20 protein-coding genes are annotated in these 19,165 nt (G+C 32.2%); 2 read left to right on the top strand and 18 right to left on the bottom strand.

Annotated elements, in window-relative coordinates; genetic code table 11:
• Positions 1-53: 53 nt before the first annotated feature.
• Entirely contained in the window at positions 54-1,484 is a 1,431-nt protein-coding gene (gene miaB / locus BMX10_RS01415; RefSeq protein WP_090438172.1) for a tRNA (N6-isopentenyl adenosine(37)-C2)-methylthiotransferase MiaB, read from the bottom strand.
• A 121-nt stretch (positions 1,485-1,605) separates the two neighbouring features.
• Positions 1,606-2,250 carry a polyprenyl diphosphate synthase gene (uppS, locus tag BMX10_RS01410; RefSeq protein ID WP_090438169.1) on the bottom strand — a complete coding sequence of 215 codons (645 nt, stop codon included), beginning with the start codon at positions 2,248-2,250 and terminating at the stop codon, positions 1,606-1,608.
• Between the two features lie 247 nt (positions 2,251-2,497).
• Between uppS and BMX10_RS01405 the strand changes: the two genes are divergently transcribed.
• Entirely contained in the window at positions 2,498-3,694 is a 1,197-nt protein-coding gene (locus tag BMX10_RS01405; protein WP_090438166.1) for a pyridoxal phosphate-dependent aminotransferase, read from the top strand.
• 85 nt (positions 3,695-3,779) lie between these two features.
• Here the strand turns inward: BMX10_RS01405 and BMX10_RS01400 are convergent, their stop codons facing one another.
• From BMX10_RS01400 to surE, 15 genes are all read right to left on the bottom strand, one after another.
• A complete protein-coding gene (locus BMX10_RS01400) occupies positions 3,780-4,379 on the bottom strand; it encodes a MerR family transcriptional regulator (RefSeq protein WP_244272592.1) in 600 nt (199 codons plus the stop codon).
• 134 nt (positions 4,380-4,513) lie between these two features.
• Positions 4,514-5,521, bottom strand: a complete 1,008-nt coding sequence (locus BMX10_RS01395; protein WP_090438163.1) for a M42 family metallopeptidase — start codon at positions 5,519-5,521, stop codon at positions 4,514-4,516.
• 3 nt (positions 5,522-5,524) lie between these two features.
• Complete coding sequence (locus tag BMX10_RS01390) at positions 5,525-6,547, bottom strand: M42 family metallopeptidase (RefSeq protein WP_090438160.1); 1,023 nt, start codon at positions 6,545-6,547, stop codon at positions 5,525-5,527.
• Entirely contained in the window at positions 6,538-7,590 is a 1,053-nt protein-coding gene (locus tag BMX10_RS01385) for a M42 family metallopeptidase (RefSeq protein ID WP_090438157.1), read from the bottom strand. The genes BMX10_RS01390 and BMX10_RS01385 overlap by 10 nt, the downstream gene beginning before the upstream one ends.
• 21 nt (positions 7,591-7,611) lie before the next feature.
• Entirely contained in the window at positions 7,612-8,385 is a 774-nt protein-coding gene (locus BMX10_RS01380) for a CheR family methyltransferase (protein WP_090438155.1), read from the bottom strand.
• A 100-nt stretch (positions 8,386-8,485) separates the two neighbouring features.
• Positions 8,486-9,652: a 30S ribosomal protein S1 gene (gene rpsA, locus BMX10_RS01375; RefSeq protein ID WP_090438152.1), complete on the bottom strand. Its 1,167-nt coding sequence runs from the start codon at positions 9,650-9,652 to the stop codon at positions 8,486-8,488.
• A gap of 21 nt (positions 9,653-9,673) precedes the next feature.
• Positions 9,674-10,516, bottom strand: a complete 843-nt coding sequence (locus tag BMX10_RS01370; protein WP_090438149.1) for a 4-hydroxy-3-methylbut-2-enyl diphosphate reductase — start codon at positions 10,514-10,516, stop codon at positions 9,674-9,676.
• Between the two features lie 123 nt (positions 10,517-10,639).
• Positions 10,640-11,296: a (d)CMP kinase gene (gene cmk / locus BMX10_RS01365; protein ID WP_090438146.1), complete on the bottom strand. Its 657-nt coding sequence runs from the start codon at positions 11,294-11,296 to the stop codon at positions 10,640-10,642.
• Between the two features lie 270 nt (positions 11,297-11,566).
• The gene (locus BMX10_RS01360) at positions 11,567-12,175 is read right to left on the bottom strand and encodes a histidine phosphatase family protein (RefSeq protein ID WP_090438143.1); all 609 of its coding nucleotides are present in this window, start codon (positions 12,173-12,175) and stop codon (positions 11,567-11,569) included.
• A 122-nt stretch (positions 12,176-12,297) separates the two neighbouring features.
• Positions 12,298-13,164, bottom strand: a complete 867-nt coding sequence (locus BMX10_RS01355) for a MurR/RpiR family transcriptional regulator (RefSeq protein ID WP_090438137.1) — start codon at positions 13,162-13,164, stop codon at positions 12,298-12,300.
• A gap of 28 nt (positions 13,165-13,192) precedes the next feature.
• Positions 13,193-13,759: a 2-oxoacid:acceptor oxidoreductase family protein gene (locus BMX10_RS01350; protein WP_090438134.1), complete on the bottom strand. Its 567-nt coding sequence runs from the start codon at positions 13,757-13,759 to the stop codon at positions 13,193-13,195.
• Positions 13,760-13,801: 42 nt separating this feature from the next.
• On the bottom strand, positions 13,802-14,626 hold the full coding sequence (locus BMX10_RS01345) for a 2-oxoacid:ferredoxin oxidoreductase subunit beta (RefSeq protein ID WP_090438131.1): 825 nt from the start codon (positions 14,624-14,626) through the stop codon (positions 13,802-13,804).
• A 1-nt stretch (position 14,627) separates the two neighbouring features.
• Entirely contained in the window at positions 14,628-15,767 is a 1,140-nt protein-coding gene (locus BMX10_RS01340) for a 2-oxoacid:acceptor oxidoreductase subunit alpha (RefSeq protein WP_090438128.1), read from the bottom strand.
• Positions 15,757-15,972 (bottom strand): 4Fe-4S dicluster domain-containing protein, encoded by a 216-nt coding sequence (locus BMX10_RS01335; protein WP_090438125.1) that lies wholly within the window; start codon positions 15,970-15,972, stop codon positions 15,757-15,759. The genes BMX10_RS01340 and BMX10_RS01335 overlap by 11 nt, the downstream gene beginning before the upstream one ends.
• A 181-nt stretch (positions 15,973-16,153) precedes the next feature.
• On the bottom strand, positions 16,154-16,918 hold the full coding sequence (gene surE, locus BMX10_RS01330; protein WP_090438122.1) for a 5'/3'-nucleotidase SurE: 765 nt from the start codon (positions 16,916-16,918) through the stop codon (positions 16,154-16,156).
• A 118-nt stretch (positions 16,919-17,036) separates the two neighbouring features.
• On the opposite strand from surE, the gene BMX10_RS01325 reads away from it, so the two are divergent.
• Complete coding sequence (locus tag BMX10_RS01325) at positions 17,037-17,678, top strand: hypothetical protein (protein WP_090438119.1); 642 nt, start codon at positions 17,037-17,039, stop codon at positions 17,676-17,678.
• Positions 17,679-17,727: 49 nt separating this feature from the next.
• Here BMX10_RS01325 and BMX10_RS01320 read toward each other — a convergent pair whose 3' ends face one another.
• A complete protein-coding gene (locus BMX10_RS01320; RefSeq protein WP_090438117.1) occupies positions 17,728-19,128 on the bottom strand; it encodes an oxaloacetate decarboxylase subunit alpha in 1,401 nt (466 codons plus the stop codon).
• Between the last annotated feature and the right edge of the window lie 37 nt (positions 19,129-19,165).

Below are 19,165 nucleotides of genomic sequence, written 5' to 3'. Positions count from 1 at the left end.
CGCTAATGCAAAAATTAAAACTGACTTAATATTATAGTCAGTCTTAATCCTATCTAAGAGATGATTTCTCCATTTAAAGAAAATGTTTTTGCTTCAGTAATTTTTATCATCACAAGCTTTCCAATGAGGGATATGCTACCTTTGAAATTTACTAATTTGTTTTGTCTAGTCCTACCCATTAATCTTGTTTCATCTGTTTTGCTAGTACCTTCAACTAGGACTTCAACTTCTTTTCCTAAGTAACTTTCATTTATTTCACCACTAATTCTATTTACTGTTTCTACTAATTTATTGAATCTTTTATGTTTTGTTTCATCATCTATCTGTTCTTCCATTTTAGCTGCTGGAGTACCTTCTCTGATTGAATATAGAAAGGTAAAAGCTGAATGAAATCTAACCTTTTCCACTACATCAAGTGTATCTAAAAAATCCTCTTCTGTTTCTCCTGGAAAACCGACAATAATATCCGTGGTTAATGCAACCTCAGGAATTGCCTGTTTTAGTTGTTCTACCAATTCCAAATATCCTTCCTTTGTATAACTTCTATTCATTTTATTTAAAATGTTATTACTGCCTGCTTGAAACGGTAAATGTATATGTTCACAGACTTTATTAGACTCAGCAACAGCTTTTATTAAGCTGGGGGATAAATCCTTAGGATGAGATGTCATAAACCTTATTCTCTCGATGCCGTTGATTTTGTTTAATTCTCTTAGTAAATCTGCAAATTCTATTTTTCTCTCCAAGGTTTTTCCATAAGAGTTTACATTTTGTCCTAGTAAGGTGATTTCTTTTGTACCTTGTTCTACTAGATGAGCCACTTCATTAACAATATCTTTTACTTCTCTGCTACGCTCTCTACCTCTAGTGTAGGGAACGATACAATAAGTACAAAAGTTATTACATCCATACATAATATTTACAAAGGCTTTGGTATCATATTTTCTTATGGTAGGTACACCTTCTACAATTTCTCCTTCTTGGTCCCACACCTCTACCAACATATTATCCGCTTGTTTACAGTTAGCTAATAGTTCAGGAAAATTATGTAGATTATGTGTTCCAAAAACTAAATCTACATGCTTATATTTTCTTTTTATTTCTTCTACTACTTTAGGTTGTTGCATCATACAGCCGCATACTCCAATAATCAAATCAGTGTTTTTTTGTTTTAACGGTTTTAATGCACCTAAATTGCCATAAACCTTTAACTCTGCATTTTCTCTTACACAACATGTATTATAAATAATTAGGTCTGCTAATTCCTTTTTTGTCGTTTCTACGTAGCCCATATCCTTAAGCATACCTAATAATTTTTCCGAATCATGTTCATTCATTTGACAACCATAGGTTACTATTAGTACCTTCTTCTGCTTCCCTGTTTTCTCTAAAATATCTTTATTATTACTAGATATCTCTTCAATTATCTCTTGCTGTCTTTGAAGATTTATAGAAGTAATTTCATGGTTACTTTGTCTTTTCAAAGCTATTTCCTCCTTAATTTTGCGGCACTACAACACCTATTACTTTTTCATTAATATATTATATCCTAATTATACTAATAAAAAAAGTACAGGCATGGATTATCCTGTAAAAAATAGCTTATTATCCTCCTAAGGTAATATCCTGTTTATTATACCATGCAAGTGCTTCAAAAAAATGCTGAGAAGTAAAATCTGGCCAATATTCGTCTATTACATAGAAATCTGAATAAACTGATTGGACTGGTAAAAATCCGCTTAGTCTTCGTCTTCCTCCCCACCTAATAATTAAATCGATTCTAGATATATCTGATGAATATAGTTCACTGGTCCAATTGTTCTTCTTCTTTGAAGGGCTTACTGATGCTTTAGATAGGTCCCATTGCCATCCATAGTTTACTAGAAAATTAACCTTTGTAGTTCCCTTACCAAAACTTCGTCTTTGGGTATACGGTATTAATTCTTTTGGAAACATTAAAGAATTAGTATTTCCCATTACCAATAAGGAAGCATCCTCCATAGAGAGCATTTTTACAGCATCTATACAGGCCTTCGTAAATGCTATGGTTTGTATCGATGGACGTTTAGTATTATCCATCGTAAATCCATAATAAGTTAACTCTTTAATCCCAACTTCTTTACATAGTTTAAACAGTTCTAGACCAGGTTTCAAACCTTTACGATATCCTTCTTCCTTTGACATTCCTTTACTATCTGCCCATCTTCTATTGCCATCCGGGATAATCCCTATATGTGTTGGAATTCTCATACTTAGTCCTCCTAAAACCTTAATTATTCATTATATTACTTGATTATTACCACTATCTATAATTGTCATTCAGGTAATAGTATTTTTTTAAAGATATAATAATAAACTACTTAATGGTAATAATTATTACTAATATGAATTGTAAATATTATCACTACTTGATAATGAAAGTGTTTGCCTAATTTGTCTTTTAGAAGTTGTTATATTATAGAAATACATACAAATATAATACATAGGAGGTATTCAAATGAGTTTATCTAAACGTATTACGGATATGCAAGAATCTCCCATAAGGAAGTTAGTACCTTACGCTCAAGCTGCAAAGGCTAGTGGCAAGCATGTTTATCATTTAAACATTGGACAACCAGATATTGAAACACCTGCATCTTTTATGGAATCTATTCGCAATTACGATGAGAAAGTTTTGGCTTACTCCTTATCACAAGGAATGCCAGAGTTAATTAGTTCTATAATCGACTATTATAAAAAGTACAATATGTTTTATGATCAAGATGAGGTTTTAATAACCAATGGTGGGTCAGAAGCCTTACTATTTACAATTATTGCTGTAGCAGATGCTGGAGACGAGATTTTAGTACCTGAACCCTTTTATACAAATTATAACGGATTTAGCTCTGCTGTAGATGTTAAAGTTTCTCCAATTACCTGTAAAGCAGAAGAAGGTTTTCATCTGCCTAATAAGAAGATACTAGAGGAATCTATTAATCCTCGTACAAAAGCAATATTACTTTCTAACCCAGGTAACCCTACTGGTGTTGTTTATACAAAAGAAGAGATTGAAATGCTAGCAGAGTTAGCAAAGGAGTACAATTTATTTATTATTGCTGATGAAGTATATAGAGAATTTGTTTATGATGGTTTAAATTATACCAGCTTCGGTAACATTGATGGTATCCAAGATAGAGTAGTTATTATTGATAGTGTGTCTAAGCGTTACAGTGCCTGTGGTGCTAGAATAGGGTCTATTACCAGCAAAAACAAAGAATTAATGAAACAGATATTAAAGCTTTGCCAAGGAAGATTATGTGTTCCTACATTAGAGCAAATTGGCTCTGTAGAGCTTTATAAAACATCGGAAAATTATTTTAACCTAGTTAATGAAGAGTATCAAAAACGTAGAGATATCGTATATAAAGGTCTCAATGATATTTCTGGTGTATTGTGTAAAAAGCCAACTGGTGCCTTCTATGTCGTTGCTAAACTGCCAGTAGATGACGCAGAAAAGTTTGTGATTTGGATGCTAAAAGACTTTGATGTAGATGGTGGAACTGTTATGTTAGCACCTGCTGAAGGGTTTTATGCTACACCTGGTTTAGGTAAGGATGAAGCTAGAATTGCTTATATCTTAAATGAAAATGACCTAAAGTCTTCGATGAATATATTAAAGCTTGCATTAGAGAGTTATCCTAATAGAACAAGGTAGGTAGCTAACTTACATCTCGTTCTATAGATAGATATTCCTATAACTTAAGCATAGTAAAAGCTCAGTCTAAATATTGACTGAGCTTTTAATTACTTGTACCAAATATTTTAGTGAAAATCGATATCTTTCTGTTTTGCTCTCTCTTTAATTTTTCTTTTAACTCCGCAACTTCATAAGATTTTTCTTTAACCTTCATTTTAAGCTTAGCATTTTCACATATCAATACATCTTTCTCTTGATTGACAAATTCATTTCGTATTTCATCAATTTTATATGATAATTCTTCAATATCATTTCTATAATCTAGTTTTTTCATAACGTCTGTTAAGTGCTTTAAAATATCGTGTATGTCATCTCTTCTTATCTCTATGTCTCTTTCTTGGGATAAGTCATCTAATACCGAGATAGCTGCTTCTTGTGAAGTATTATCCATTGTATTATCACTAATTACGATTTCAGGAGACTTTAGTATTTGTTTAATTTGCTTATTTGACAATCCTTTTTCTTGCAAAGATTTAATATACCTTAATTTTTCTAGTTCGTTAATAGTGAAATATCTTCTGTTGCTCTCGTTTCTAGGTATCTCTAATTCAAATTCTTTTTCATAGTAACGTATCACATGTGGTTTATAACCAGTAATATCAGAAATCTCTTTTATTGAATATATTTCATTAATAATTTCCACAATTTCACCTCCTGTAGATTTCTTCAATATCAATATACTTTTTTCCTTTAAAATTTTATAGGTTTCGTTAAACAAATTCAGCCATTCTCTTCAATTGCACAACAAAAAAAGACATGAGCCCATGTCTTTTTGAATTATTTATTTAATTCGATTTTATTTTCTAACATATGCTTCGTTAGCTTAACAGCGTTTTCTACATCAGAGAGAAAAACCATTTCACAGTTGCTATGTAAATACCTACAGGGAATTGAGAGAACGCCAGAAGGGACGCCGCTTCTTGATAAATGGATAGCACCTGAATCAGTGCCTCCGTATTCTAAGACCTCCAGTTGATAAGGAATGTCATTTTTTTCTGCTTGCTGAATCATATAATTCTTGACCTTTGGATGACATAATATGGAGTTATCCTTCACCTTAATTGCTGGTCCTGATCCTAGTTGTACTGCCATGGGTTTTGCTTTTGGAGTGTCACCAGTAGCTGTCACATCAAAAGCTATAGCAATATCTGGCTCTATAGCAAAAGCAGCAGTTTTGGCGCCTCTTATACCCACTTCTTCTTGAACAGTAAATACGAAATATATATCGTTATCAGTATTTGCTAGTATCTTAAGAGCTTCTATCATTACAAAACATCCGATTCTATCATCAACTGCTTGGGATATTACTTTTTTATTGTCAACGATGGGTTCACTATAGTATACTGCAACATCTCCTATGGTAATTATCTTTTCTGCTTCTTCTTTGCTACTGACTCCAATATCTATGTATAATTTATCTAGTTTCAAATCCTTTATGCTTTCCAACTTCTCATTTCCTATTACACCTATGGTACCATTTTCGAAAATAATCCTTTGAGAAACAGATATAGTAGGTGAAATACCTCCTATGTTCGTACATCTTAAAAATCCCTTCTCATCAATATGAGTTACCATCAATGCAATTTGATCCATATGTCCGGCTAGCATTATTTTTGTGCCATTGCCTTTCTTTCGAGCAATTAAATTCCCTAAAGCATCAACTTGCATCTCATCTACTAAATCATCAATTTCTTCTTTTATAATCTCTCTAATATTTGATTCATTACCTGAAGGTGAATAGACGGATAGCATTTCTTTTAATAATTCAATATTCAGTCCTTTCATTAGTTAAATGATACCTCCTTTACTAATTTCTTCAATATATTTTGTTATCAATTTTAGAGTATTATTCATATCGTCTTTGCTTAAAACAGAAATAGGAGAATGAATATATCTACAAGGTACAGCTATAGATATACAAATGGTACCAGATTTTGCATGTTGAAACTTACCAGCATCGTTTCCCCCAAGGGTTGCTTTTCTATATTGCCAAGGAATATTATATTTCTTAGCAGTATTAATTATAAATTCTACATGCTTCTTATTATACATAGAGGTTTGGTCCATAATAGAGATAGCTGGTCCTTTCCCTAACTCTGTTATTTGGAAATGAGGTTCAGTCCCTGAAACGTCTGAAGAGGTAGTTCCTTCTACTACAATGATTAAATCAGCCTCTAGATGATAGGACGCAATTTCAGCACCCCTTAATCCAATCTCTTCTTGAACAGTGAAAACTCCAACTATATTACTTGGCAATTCTTTTTTTAGGAGTTCTATAATTATATTACATCCAACTCTATTATCTAAAGCTTTTCCTTTAATTTTATTATCACCAAATTCAGTAAACTCACTATGGAAACTTATGTAGTCTCCTATAGAAATCACTTTATCTGCTTCTTCTTTTGATTTTGCTCCAATATCAATATAAAGATCATCTATATTTAAGGCTTTTTTTCTTTCTTCTGGCTTTTGCATGTGAATAGCCTTTGCACCAATTACACCAGGTATTTTCCTATTACCAATCAAAACAATTTTAGAAACCAATATTCTACTATCAATTCCCCCTACTGGTGTGAATTTTACTAATCCATGATCATCTATTCCTTTCACCATAAATCCAACTTCATCCATATGAGCAGTTATTGCTATATTGTATTTACTTTTCCTGGATTTCTTTTCTGCAAAAATATTGCCTATGCTGTCTACTCTTATATCATCTGCAATTCCTTTTAATTCGGCCCTTATTATATTACGTACTTCATCTTCATTTCCGGAGACTCCAGAAGCATTGGTTAGTTTTTTTAATAGCATAAGAACTCCTCCATATCAATTTCATTTAATGCAACAATAAAATTGGCTAATAGCTTCCCTGTTTTTTGAATGTCATCCAAGCTAATTGTTTCAACTGAAGTATGCATATATCTTAAAGGAATCGATAACAGCCCCGTTGCTACACCCGTCCTTGATACTTGTATTGATCTGGCATCTGTTCCAGTTTGACCTGGTGCTACAGTGATTTGATAATCTATAAAATTCTCTTTTGCAGTCTCCTTTAACCTTTGAAATATTTTAGGATGTATATTGGGTCCTAGTGTGATGGCTGGTCCTTTATTCATTTCTATCGTATCATATTTGTTTAGTTCTGGTGTTCTACCAAAACCTACATCGATGGCTATGCCTACTTGAGGATTTATTCCATAAGTAGATGTAATTGCTCCCCTAGTACCTACCTCTTCTTGAGTGGTTGCTACACAATATACATCTATATCATGTTGCCTATTCTTTAGTTCTTTTAAACATTCATATAATGCTGCTACACCTGCTCTATCATCTAGGGCCTTTCCTGCTATCCAATCATTCAAAAGATAGGTGACATTTCTTTTAATTGTTATAATATCTCCTATGGAAACTATTTTTTTAACCTTTTCTGGGCTTAAACCAACATCAATAACTAAATCCTCTATCTTTACGGCTTTCTTTCTTTCTTCTGCTGTCGTTAAATGTGGCGGTTTTACACCAATCACACCAAATAGCTTTTCTTTACCATGAATGATTACTTCTTGACACAAAAGTGTTCTTTGATCTATTCCACCTATACTAGTAAATTTAATATATCCCTTTTCATCGATTTCTTTTACCATTAATCCAATTTCATCCATGTGAGCTGCCAACATAATTTTTTTACCATTATTTTTGTTTCCCTTTTTAATACAAATTAAGTTTCCCAGCTTATCTTTTTCTATGATGTCAGTATATTTGATAAAATGAGTTTCAATTATCTCACATACCTCTTCCTCATACCCTGAAACTCCAGATGCTTCAGAAAGCTTATGCAATAATTCTTTTATTTCCATCCACAACATCCTTTCTATTATTTATACAATTTTTGTATAAAAAAAGGTTTTGATAGGTGTAAGCTTATATCTATGTGGCAAAATAATTTGTTCTGTGCTCCCAACAAATAGTACACCATTATTATTTAACGAATTGTAAAATTTATTATACAATTGACTTTTTGTTTCCTCAGTAAAATAGATCATGACATTGCGACAAATTATTAGATCACAGTTATCTGGATATTTATCCTCCAATAGATTGCTATGTTTAAAGACTACTCTACTTTTTATCTCCTCAGCTATTTTGAAACTTTCTCCAATTTGTACAAAATATTTCTGCACAAATTCTCTCGGTAAATTATCTAAACTTTTTTTTGAATAAATTCCTACACTTGCTTTTGCTAAAGCACCTTTATCTATATCCGTTGCTATAATACTAATATCATTTAGTGATTTAAATTTAGTTAATAACATGACTAACGAATAGGGTTCTTCTCCAGTCGAACATGCTGCACTCCATATTTTTAGTTTATTATTGTGTTTTAATAAATGTGGGATTATCTCATTTTCCAATGCATCCCATTGAATTGGATTTCGATAGAACTCTGACACATTTATTGTTAAATAATTAATGAATTCATCTAATATTCCACTATTACTATTTAATGCCTCATAGTAATCTTCATAGGAATTAATATTATTACGAGTAATTAAGGACTCTATTCTTCTTTTCATTTGCCTTTCTTTATAGCTAGATAAATTAATACCTATTTTTTTATATATTCTTTCTTTAAATAAATTATACCCTTCCATTGTTTTCCCCCTCTCGGTAACAACATTGTATATTTCTTATTATATCCATGTTAATAACCTCAAAACATCTATTCTTTATCAACGTTAAAAAATAAAGAGTCTAAGACTCTTTATTTTTATCATCGTTACTAGAAGATTTAACAATATCACCTATTGTAACTGGATTTTCATCATCTACGTAATCTATACTAGGATCTTCTTTGGTTTCTTTAGCTGCTATTATACTTAGGCTAATTCTTTTCTCTTCTTTATTTATATCTAGTATTTTCACATTGATTTTCTCATTCAGCGCCAATACTTCTGAAGGATTCGCTATATGTTTATCACTGATTTGTGAAATATGTACCAATCCATCTAACCCTGGCTCTATTTCAACAAATGCTCCAAAATCTAAAAGCTTAACAACTTTTCCTTCTACAATATCTCCTGTCTTGTAATTGTTCTCTATGTCCTCCCATGGTTGTATTTGAGTATTCTTAAGACTTAGTGATACTTTTCCAGAAGATCTATCAAAATCTAAAACCTCTACTTCTACAGATTCTCCAGTTTGTAATATTTCTGAAGGATGTTTTACTCTGCCCCAAGATATTTCTGAGATATGAACTAAACCATCAATTCCTCCAATATCAACAAAGGCTCCAAAATCTGTGATTTGTTTAACTTGCCCCTGTATTCTTTGACCTTTTTCTAATTGACTAAAGACTTCATTTCTCTTCTCTTTCTTTTCTTCCATTAGTACATCTTTTCTAGATAATACAACTTTATTTTTTCTACGATCAAATTCAATAATTTTAGTATTAAAACTTTTACCCACATATGCATTTAAATCTTCTACATATCTATCTGATAATTGACTAGCAGGAATGAAACATCTTATTCCTCTAGAGATGGTAACAACACCTCCACGTACCGCTTCAATGACCTTTGTCTCAACAAGAGACTTTGCTTCATTAATCATTTCTAAGTCTTCCCATCCCTTTTCACTATCTACTTTCTTTTTTGATAACAATACATTACCTTCACCATCATCCACTTTTATTATATATACTTTTATTTCATCTCCTACCTTGGCTACATCATGAGGATTAACTGAAGTATCATTGGACATTTCTTGTTTTGGTATTACTCCGTCAGCCTTATATCCTACATTAACAGTTATTTCACTATCTGTAACCCTTATTACTTTTCCAGTTACAATATCTCCTCTATGTAGCTTTATCATAGATTTTTCAATTTCTTCCATTAAGTTTTCCATTTCATTATTCATTTTGTTATCCTCCTTGATAAATTATATGTTACTAAGTTTATTAATAATTTCTTTAATAATCCATTTAGGTGTTGAGGCTCCAGCTGTCACTCCTACAAGTTGGTACTTTTGCAACAAATCCATCGGTAAATCCTCAGCAGTTTCTATGTGAAATGTAGAATAGGGTCTTATTTTTTTACATATATCTACTAGTTTTTGAGTATTGGAGCTATGATAACCTCCAATTACAATCATTGCTTCTACTTCTTTGGCAAGGTTTTCTGCTGCTGCCTGTCTTTCTTTTGTAGCTAAGCAAATTGTATTATATTTTACAACTTCCTTAACCTGCTCTTCAAGTTTTTTGCTGATTTCTTCATATTGTTCAACCGACATAGTCGTCTGTACAACTATGCATAGTCTATCAATGTTTTGTAGTTTCTCTATATCTTTTTCTTCTTCTACTATAATAGCCTTGTTATCGCACCACCCATTGATACCTATTACTTCTGGGTGCTTTGGATTTCCTATAATAGCTATAGTATATCCTTCTTCATGATGGGTTTTTGCTATATTTTGTATCCTCTTAACAAAAGGACAGGTTGCATTTATTATATTTAAGCCTTTCTCTTTAGCTGTATTAAATGTATTTTGGGGAACTCCATGAGATCTAATTATGACGGATCCTTCCTCCAGCATCTCTATATCTTCTATTACTTTTACACCTTTTTTCTCTAAATCCTCTACTACTTGATCATTATGAATTAGTGGTCCAAGAGAGTATATGATATCATTTTTGCTCTCTTTATTTAATTCTTCAAAAGTTGTAGTGATTGCTTTTTCTACCCCAAAACAAAATCCTGAGTAATCAGCTAGAATAACCTTCATTTACTTCCTCCTAAATAATGGTTTTGAATTATTCCTATATGTTAATACTTGCTTTAATCAACCAAATTACAAATTCTATAAATCTTTATAAATTCCTTCTATAATAATTACGAATGATAGCTATTATTTATCTCTATGAATTATATGTATAATCTTTTCAATAACTTCATCAATAGATAAACCAGTTGTATCTAATTCAATTGCATCTTCTGCCTTTACGAGAGGTGCGTAATCTCTTTGGGAGTCAATTTTATCTCTTTCTTCAATAGATTTTTTTATCTCCTGAAGGTTTACTGGCTGATCTTTCAGTAATAGTTCATTGTATCTTCTATATGCTCTTTCCTCAATTGATGCAGTTAGAAAGATTTTTACATTTGCATTTGGTAAAACAAAAGTACCTATATCTCTCCCATCCATAACCACACTATTGTTATCAGCAATTTTTTTTTGTAATTCAACTAAAATTTTTCGCAGCTCAGGGATTTGAGCTATATAGGAAACATAATGTGTGACTTCTTTGCTTCTTATCTCATCTGTTATATGCTGATTGTCAAGATATAACTCATCTTCAATTAGTAGAATATTTGTATTTTTAGCAGTTTCAATAATACTATCAATATTGTTGATTTCTATTTTATCCTTTAAAATCTTATAGGTTAAAGCTCTGTACATCGCACCAGTATCCACATAGGTAATATTTAGATTTTTTGCTAGTTTTCTAGCAATTGTACTTTTACCTGCTCCAGCTGGGCCATCAATAGCTATTTGTAAATGATTCAATTACATTCCTCCCATTAAAAGGTTGAAACCACCATTAAGGGTGGTTATAATGCAGTAACCTCTCTTTAGTATTATACACTATTAAAATTATACATTAATTTATTCAATTACTCAAGCATTGTGTAAAAATGAATTATTTACTAAGCTTTAATCTGTCTTCTACATAAGTCATATAATTAAATAGTATAACACTAAACAAAACATACTGTATTATAGGAGATACACTCTCTATAGGACTATCTAATTTCTTTCATTTATAATCCATCATGCTTATGACTTTATATAACATGTATCGTTATAATTTAAAAGTCTTGGTCCATACTTTCCAAAGCTCAAAATATTTATACAGCAATTATCTTGTTTTAATATATAGTAGTTAGATAAATTCATTCCTAGAATATAAAGTAATAATAACTTGTTAATGGTACTATGACTGATTAATAGAATCTTATTATAATTTGTTGTTTTTATTAATTCTTCAAAGAAGCTGACAATTCTTTTTTGAGCTGCTATTAAACTTTCTCCTCTTGGTATGCAAACTTCATGAGGCTTCATTCTCCATCCATTATACTTATCAGGATATAGTTTTATTATTTCATCATTGGTTAACCCTTCCCATTCTCCAAAATCCATCTCAGCTAAGTTCTCTTCATAGTAATAAGGAACATTTAATTGTTTGCTGATCATGATTGCTGTTGACTTAGCTCTAACTAAATTGCTAGAATAGATAACTTCTATTTTTTCTTCAGATAATCTATGGGCTAACTTTTGGGTCTGCAAATATCCTAACTCTGTCAGTTTAGAGTCCTTTTTCCCTTGCGTTTTTCCTTCTAGGTTCCAATTTGTTTCTCCATGTCTAACTATATATATTTTTTTCATCCTGCTTACTCCTCGTATGATACTCTTTTTTTATTTATGCTCAAAAAATACGTAAATTATTACATATTTTAATCTATATGCGAAAAATAAAAGCACCTATAATCAGGTGCTCCGAAGGAATTTTACTTTTCATTATCATAAACGTTATATTTATCCCATAAACTTTCTAATTTATTGAAATATGCTGTAATTTCTTCCTTTTCCCGCATTCCTACAGAAATGATTAGCGTATTTAATAAGCTTAATGGTGCCACTAAAGAATCCACAAAAGAGGCCATATTATTCTTAGCTGTTAGACAATAATTAGACAACCCATAAATAGGGGATACAAAACTATCTGTTATAGCTACGATAGTTGCATTTTGCTCCTGTGCATATTTTAGGACTTCCACAGTCCTATTGGAATACCTTGGAAAACTTATTCCAATCACTAAGTCTTTTTCTGATACTCTTAACATTTGTTCGAAAATATCACTAATGCCATATCCAACAATTTTCACATTATCTAATATTAAATTTAGATAAAAACCTAAATACTGCGCTAATGCAGTTGAGCTTCTAAGACCAATTATATATATTTTTTCTGCCTTTAATATTTTGTCCACTACTGCCTCAAATACTTCAAAGTCCATACTTTCTTGAGTTGCACGAATGTTTTCTATGTCAGCTTTAAACATTTTTTTTAATATCATTTCTTCATTTGAATAATCTCTAGCCATTTCTACTCTTTGTACTGTAGTTAATTTAACCTTAATTATATCTTGTAATCCCCGTTGAAGTTGTGGGTATCCCTCAAATCCTAATGCATTAGCAAATCTTACTACAGTGGATTCGCTAACCCCAACAATTTTTGCTAACTTTGATGCCGTCATAAAAGCTGCTTTGTCATAATTGTCTACAATATATTGAGCAATTAATTTTTGTCCCTTGCTAAGCCTAGTAAAATTTTTCTGAATTTCTTCAATTAAATCCTTTTTTTCTTCTATCATTCGCATCACCCATTTTATTTTATTTTATTTATACTATTTTGTTAACTGCCTTAGATGATGTGCTTTCTATTGCTAGATTATAACCTTCCATTAAAGCTTTTTTATTTAATTCCTCAGTACCTCTCGGTACTCTATTAAGCACGGCTGTTTCTAAAGCTTCTTTTGTAACAATACTCGTTAACTGCTGTATTGCTCCAATGGCTACAATATTTGCAACCATTGCTTTTCCAATTTTTTCAGAGGCAGTTGATATTATTGGCACTTTTACTACTTTGCAGGGTATGTCATTATTATGTTTAATGCTAGAATCAATGACTAGTATACCTTCATCCTTTAATGTAGTAATGTATTTATCATATGCCACTTGCGTTAACGCTAATAATAGGTCGGCTTTTTCTACTTTTGGATAATCAATTGATTCACTACTAATAATTACTTCAGCCTTACTGGCTCCACCTCTTGCTTCAGGCCCATATGATTGTGATTGAACTGCATTTTTTCCATCTATTATTCCAGCTTCTGCTAAAATAATACCACCTAATATTAATCCTTGTCCTCCAGATCCGCTAAGTCTTATCTCTTGATGACTGACCATATTATCTCTCCTTTGATATACTTAATATTTAAGTATTAAAAATTATTTACTTTTGATTGATTCTAATATTTTTAAGTATTCTTCAGTATACTCTGGTTCATGAATGTTTTTAAACTCACCAATTAAAAATTTACCTTCTGTTTTTTCCTTTGGTAGTTTTGCAGCTACTTTTACGTCAATAGCTGTATCTTTTAAGTATTTCATCATATCAACAACTGATCCTTTTCTATTCTTTCTACCATAATAAGTAGGACAAATACTAATAGCGTCAACTAATGAGAAGCCTTTATTTTCAAGGGCATTTTCTATTAGTTTTACTAATTGATTTGCATGGTAGGCGGTTCCTCTACCAACATAAGTTGCTCCGGCACCATCTGCCAGTTTACATACATCAAAGGCTTTTTCTATGTTACCAAAGGGGGCTGTTGTTCCAAACTCTTTAATCGGTGTAGTAGGAGAATATTGTCCACCTGTCATTCCATAAATATTGTTATTAAATACAATGGTAGTAATATCAATATTTCTTCTTGCCGCATGGATAAGATGATTTCCACCTATAGCTGTACAGTCACCGTCTCCTGTAATAACAATTACTTTGAGTTCAGGATTAGCAAGTTTAACACCAGTAGCAAAAGCTAATGCTCTACCATGAGTTGTGTGTAATGTGTTAAAATTCATATATCCCGGTGCCCTTGATGAACACCCTATTCCAGAAACGATGCAAACCTTTTCCTTTTCAAGATTGCAATTCTCTATTGCCTGTGTAACCATTTTCATTATGATTCCATGACCACATCCAGGACACCAAATATGAGGCAGTCTATCCATTCTAAAGTTGTTTTTAATTAAATCACTACCAGTATACATTTTATAGAACCTCCCTAATTTTAGCTAAGATTTCATCAGGAGTTATTGCCTCTCCATTTACTTTGCCTAAATGATATACTTCAGCTTTATCTCCTACAATCCGTTCTACTTCAAGAACATATTGACCCAAGTTCAACTCTGGAACTAACACTTTTTTGGTCTTGGCAATCAACTCTCTTACTCTTTTCTCTGGAAAAGGCCAAATTGTTAAAGGCTTAAAAAGACCTACATTGATACCTGCCATTCTTGCTTTTTTCACAGCACTTCTAGCCGATCTTGCGGTTCCACCATATGCCAATACTATAAGATCAGCATTCTCAGTAAACTCTTCATCATACATTACAATGTCATCAACATTGTCGTTAATCTTATTCATAATCCTTCGTAGAAGCTTATCGGCTATATCAGAATCATTCGTTGGGAAACCAAATTCATCATGCATTAACCCTGTCACATGGAAATTAAATCCTTCTCCAAAAGCCGCCATAGGTGGCACCAAGTCACCTTCATTTAATCTATAAGCCATATAGTCAGCTTCTCCTTTTTCAGGCTTTATCCTATCTATTACTTCTATTTCATCTTTGTTAGGAATCTCAATTTTTTCTCTCATATGTCCCACAATTTCATCTAACATTAAGAATACAGGAGTTCTATATTTTTCTGCTAGGTTAAAAGCCTTTATTGTCAAATCATAGGTTTCTCTCACTGAAGATGGTGATAAAGCTATGACAGGATGGTCACCATGCGTTCCCCATTTTGCTTGCATAATGTCACCTTGAGAAGGTGCTGTTGGCAGTCCTGTACTGGGGCCTGCTCTCTGAACATCAACTACTACACAAGGAATCTCTGCCAATGCTGCATAGCCAATATTTTCTTGTTTTAAAGAAAATCCCGGACCGCTGGTTGCCGTCATTGACTTAAGGCCAGCAAGAGATCCACCTATAGTTGCTGCCATTCCTGCTATTTCATCCTCCATTTGTATAAATTTACCCCCAATTAATGGCAATTTTTGAGAACAAATTTCTGCTATTTCAGTAGATGGGGTAATTGGATATCCTGCATAAAACTTCAACCCTGCTGCTAGTGCGCCTTCAACACAAGCTTCATTTCCTTGCATTAGTTTAACACTTCTATTTTTCATCTTTATCCTCCTCTAAATAAATAGCGTAGTCAGGACATCTTAATTCGCATAGTCCACATCGTATGCATTTGTCTTTATCTGTAATAGTAATCTTATCATCTATAAGCTTCAAAACATTTACAGGACAAAATTCAACACAGATTCCACACCCTTTGCACCATGTTTCTATAATCTTTATTTGTTTATTAGATTTTGGATTAGCCACCCTTTACAACCCCTCCCGTATTTGTAATTGCTACAATATTCCTTACTAACAGAATATCAAACTTCTCATGGTTTTGCAATTTAAATTTCATTTTTCTATATATTTATTTATTTTTTGCAATTTGAATTTCATTTTTTTCATTTTATTGTTTTAGCTTAAAAAAATAACCTAATATTTTAGGCTATTTTTGAAAGTTAAGCTTTTTAATTTTCTCAAAGGTTTTAAAGTGGGTTAAATCAAAATGTATAGGTGTAATGGATATATAACCATTTTGCAATGCAAGAATATCACTATCTTGATTTTGCTCCATGTCAACAACATTGCCGGAAGTCCAATAATAAGAATTTCCTCTAGGATCTTTTCTTTCAATGAAGGTATTTTCATATTTTCTAACGCCTAAAGTAGTTACTTTAACTCCTTTTACTTCTTCCTTAGGACAGGTTGGATAATTAATATTAATAATAGTATCTTTAATATCATTATTGTGAATTATTTCCTTAGCTATCCTGCAAACAAAATTTGCAGCATCTGTATATTGTGTGATATTAGTACTTCCCATAGAAATAGCTATAGAATCTATATCCATTATTGCCGCTTCTACTGCTGCCGAAACTGTGCCTGAATAAATCACGTCTGTACCTAAATTCGGTCCATTATTGATACCTGAAATCACAATATCAGGTCTTCTATCCTTTAAAAGAGCTTCAACTGCTAATTTTACACAATCAGCAGGTGTCCCACTAATTGAATATGCTTCTATGGTTGTATCAAAAAATCTTACCTTATCCACCCTGAGGGGATGATGAATTGTAATAGCATGTCCAGTTGCACTTCTTTCGCTATTTGGTGCTGCTACGATTACTTCTCCTATATCTTGCAAGGCTTTTGCCAAGTCATAGATGCCTTCTGCAAAAATTCCGTCATCATTAGTAACTAAAATACGCATACTTCTCCTCCTTAGAATTATAATTTATATTATTTTAATTATATATATTTTGATTATTACAAACAATAAAGTATGTTAGTACTATAATAGAATGCTCTAGATATATTGAGGTGATACTTTGATTCAAATAGATGATGCAGGTAGTGGAAGTTTACTTGGCGGAACAATTATTGGCGCTTTACGAGTAGAAACCAATGAGTATTATCATTCAGTTATACCTTTAGATTATTATAAAGGTGAAAATTTTCAAAAAAAGGCATACATACATTATGTTATTTCTATTGTAGAAGATCTCTTAAATAAGCTAAAGGTTGATAAAAATGAACCTATAGAGGTATGCCGCGGGTATATGTTTGATGCTTCAACAATATGGCTTAGGGAAAATAACTATAATTATGTAAAAACAGTCATTAAAGATCCCCTTCAGACAAAAATTGAACAATCCTTTGAAGAATACGCTATTGGATTAGGATTACCAAAAATGTTTATAAGTTATACTAAATATCCCTTTCATTTTCATCGAATTTTGAAATGGGTATATGCTGATTATCCTAATCGGAGTATTTTGTGTAAAACAGGATGGAAAAGCTGGAAAAAACATGGGAATCTTAAATTGCAATATTCCTCAGAGGTAATTAAGACTAAAAACTTAATTTGTCTAAAATGTTACAATATAATACCTCATAAATCAATAGGAAAAGTCATTACTTTTTATAGTAATAGAAAGACTAAAGTTTTTATTCATCCTACTTGCATTTAAATAGCTCCTAGTTTTCTAGGAGCTACGTTAATTACAATCCTTTCATTCTTTAAACAGGATGGGTTTTTTCTTCTTCATTGTATAAAGTAGATTCAATCTTATATTTTTCTGCCCATCTTTGTTTAAAGAAATTCATTGCTACTTGAGGGAATAAAGCGTAGGATAACACATCCTCTTCTTGTTCTAAGTATTCTTTCATCTCATTCTTTAATATTTCTAGCTGAGGAGAAATAAAGTCAGCAGGTCTGTCAGTGATTACTTCCTTATCTCCTATTATTTTCTGCTTTATTTCATCCTTTATCGGTACCGTTGGTTGACCATATAATCCAGCAACATAATCTTTAATTTCCTTTGGTACCATTTTATAGCTTTCTCCCGTTAGTACATTGAACAATGCTTGTGTTCCTACCATTTGACTCATAGGAGTCACAAGAGGTGGATAGCCTAACTCTTCTCTAACTTTTGGAACTTCTGCTAATACTTCTTCAAATTGATCAACTTTATTTTGTTGCTTTAATTGAGAAAGAAGATTGGATATCATGCCGCCTGGAACTTGATATATTAATGTATTAGCATCTACACCCATTACTTTTGGATCAATAAGTCCTTCATTTAAGTATCTATCTCTTAATGGCTTAAAGTAATCAGCCACCTCACTTAACAGCTCTAGATTCATACCAGTATCATAGGGTGTGCCCTTAAGCGCAGCCACCAAAGGCTCAGTAGGAGGCTGTGAGGTGCCTAAGGCCAAAGGAGAAATAGCTGTATCCACTACATCCGCGCCGGCTTCTATAGCTTTTAAATAGGTCATAGACGCAATTCCACTGCTATAGTGATTATGAACCTGTACCATTAATTTAGTATTTGTTTTTAGCTGTTTAACCAAATCGTAAGCTACATAGGGAGTCAATATTCCAGACATATCTTTAATACAAATGGAGTCGGCACCTAAGCTCTCTATTTCCTTTGCTTTCTGCAGGTAATACTCTATATTATGGACAGGACTGATGGTATAGGAAATAGCCACCTGTGCATGCCCACCTTCCTGCTTTGTTGCCTTTAGCGCTGCTTCTATATTTCTTAAATCATTCAATGCATCAAATATTCTTATAATATCTATACCATTATAAATGGCTTTTTTAACAAATTCATTTACAACATCATCGGCATAATGTTTATAACCTAACAAATTTTGTCCTCTTAATAGCATTTGTAATTTTGTTTTCTTGACAACCTTTCTAATACTTCTAAGTCTTTCCCATGGATCCTCGTTAAGAAATCTTAAGCAAGAATCAAAGGTTGCTCCACCCCACACTTCCAAAGAATGATAGCCAGCTTCATCCATTTTTTCTGCTATAGGTAGCATATCTTCGGTTTTCATTCTCGTGGCCATTAGCGACTGGTGAGCATCCCTGAATACTGTTTCAGTAATTTTCAATTTTGGATTCATCTCCTGTTACCTCCTAATAATAATTATTAATAATATT

The organism is Natronincola peptidivorans, from assembly GCF_900111615.1.
GTDB classification, from domain to species: domain Bacteria; phylum Bacillota; class Clostridia; order Peptostreptococcales; family Natronincolaceae; genus Natronincola_A; species Natronincola_A peptidivorans.
The sequence above is the reverse complement of the archived record's forward strand: the minus strand, read 5'-3'. Positions and strand labels throughout refer to the sequence as shown.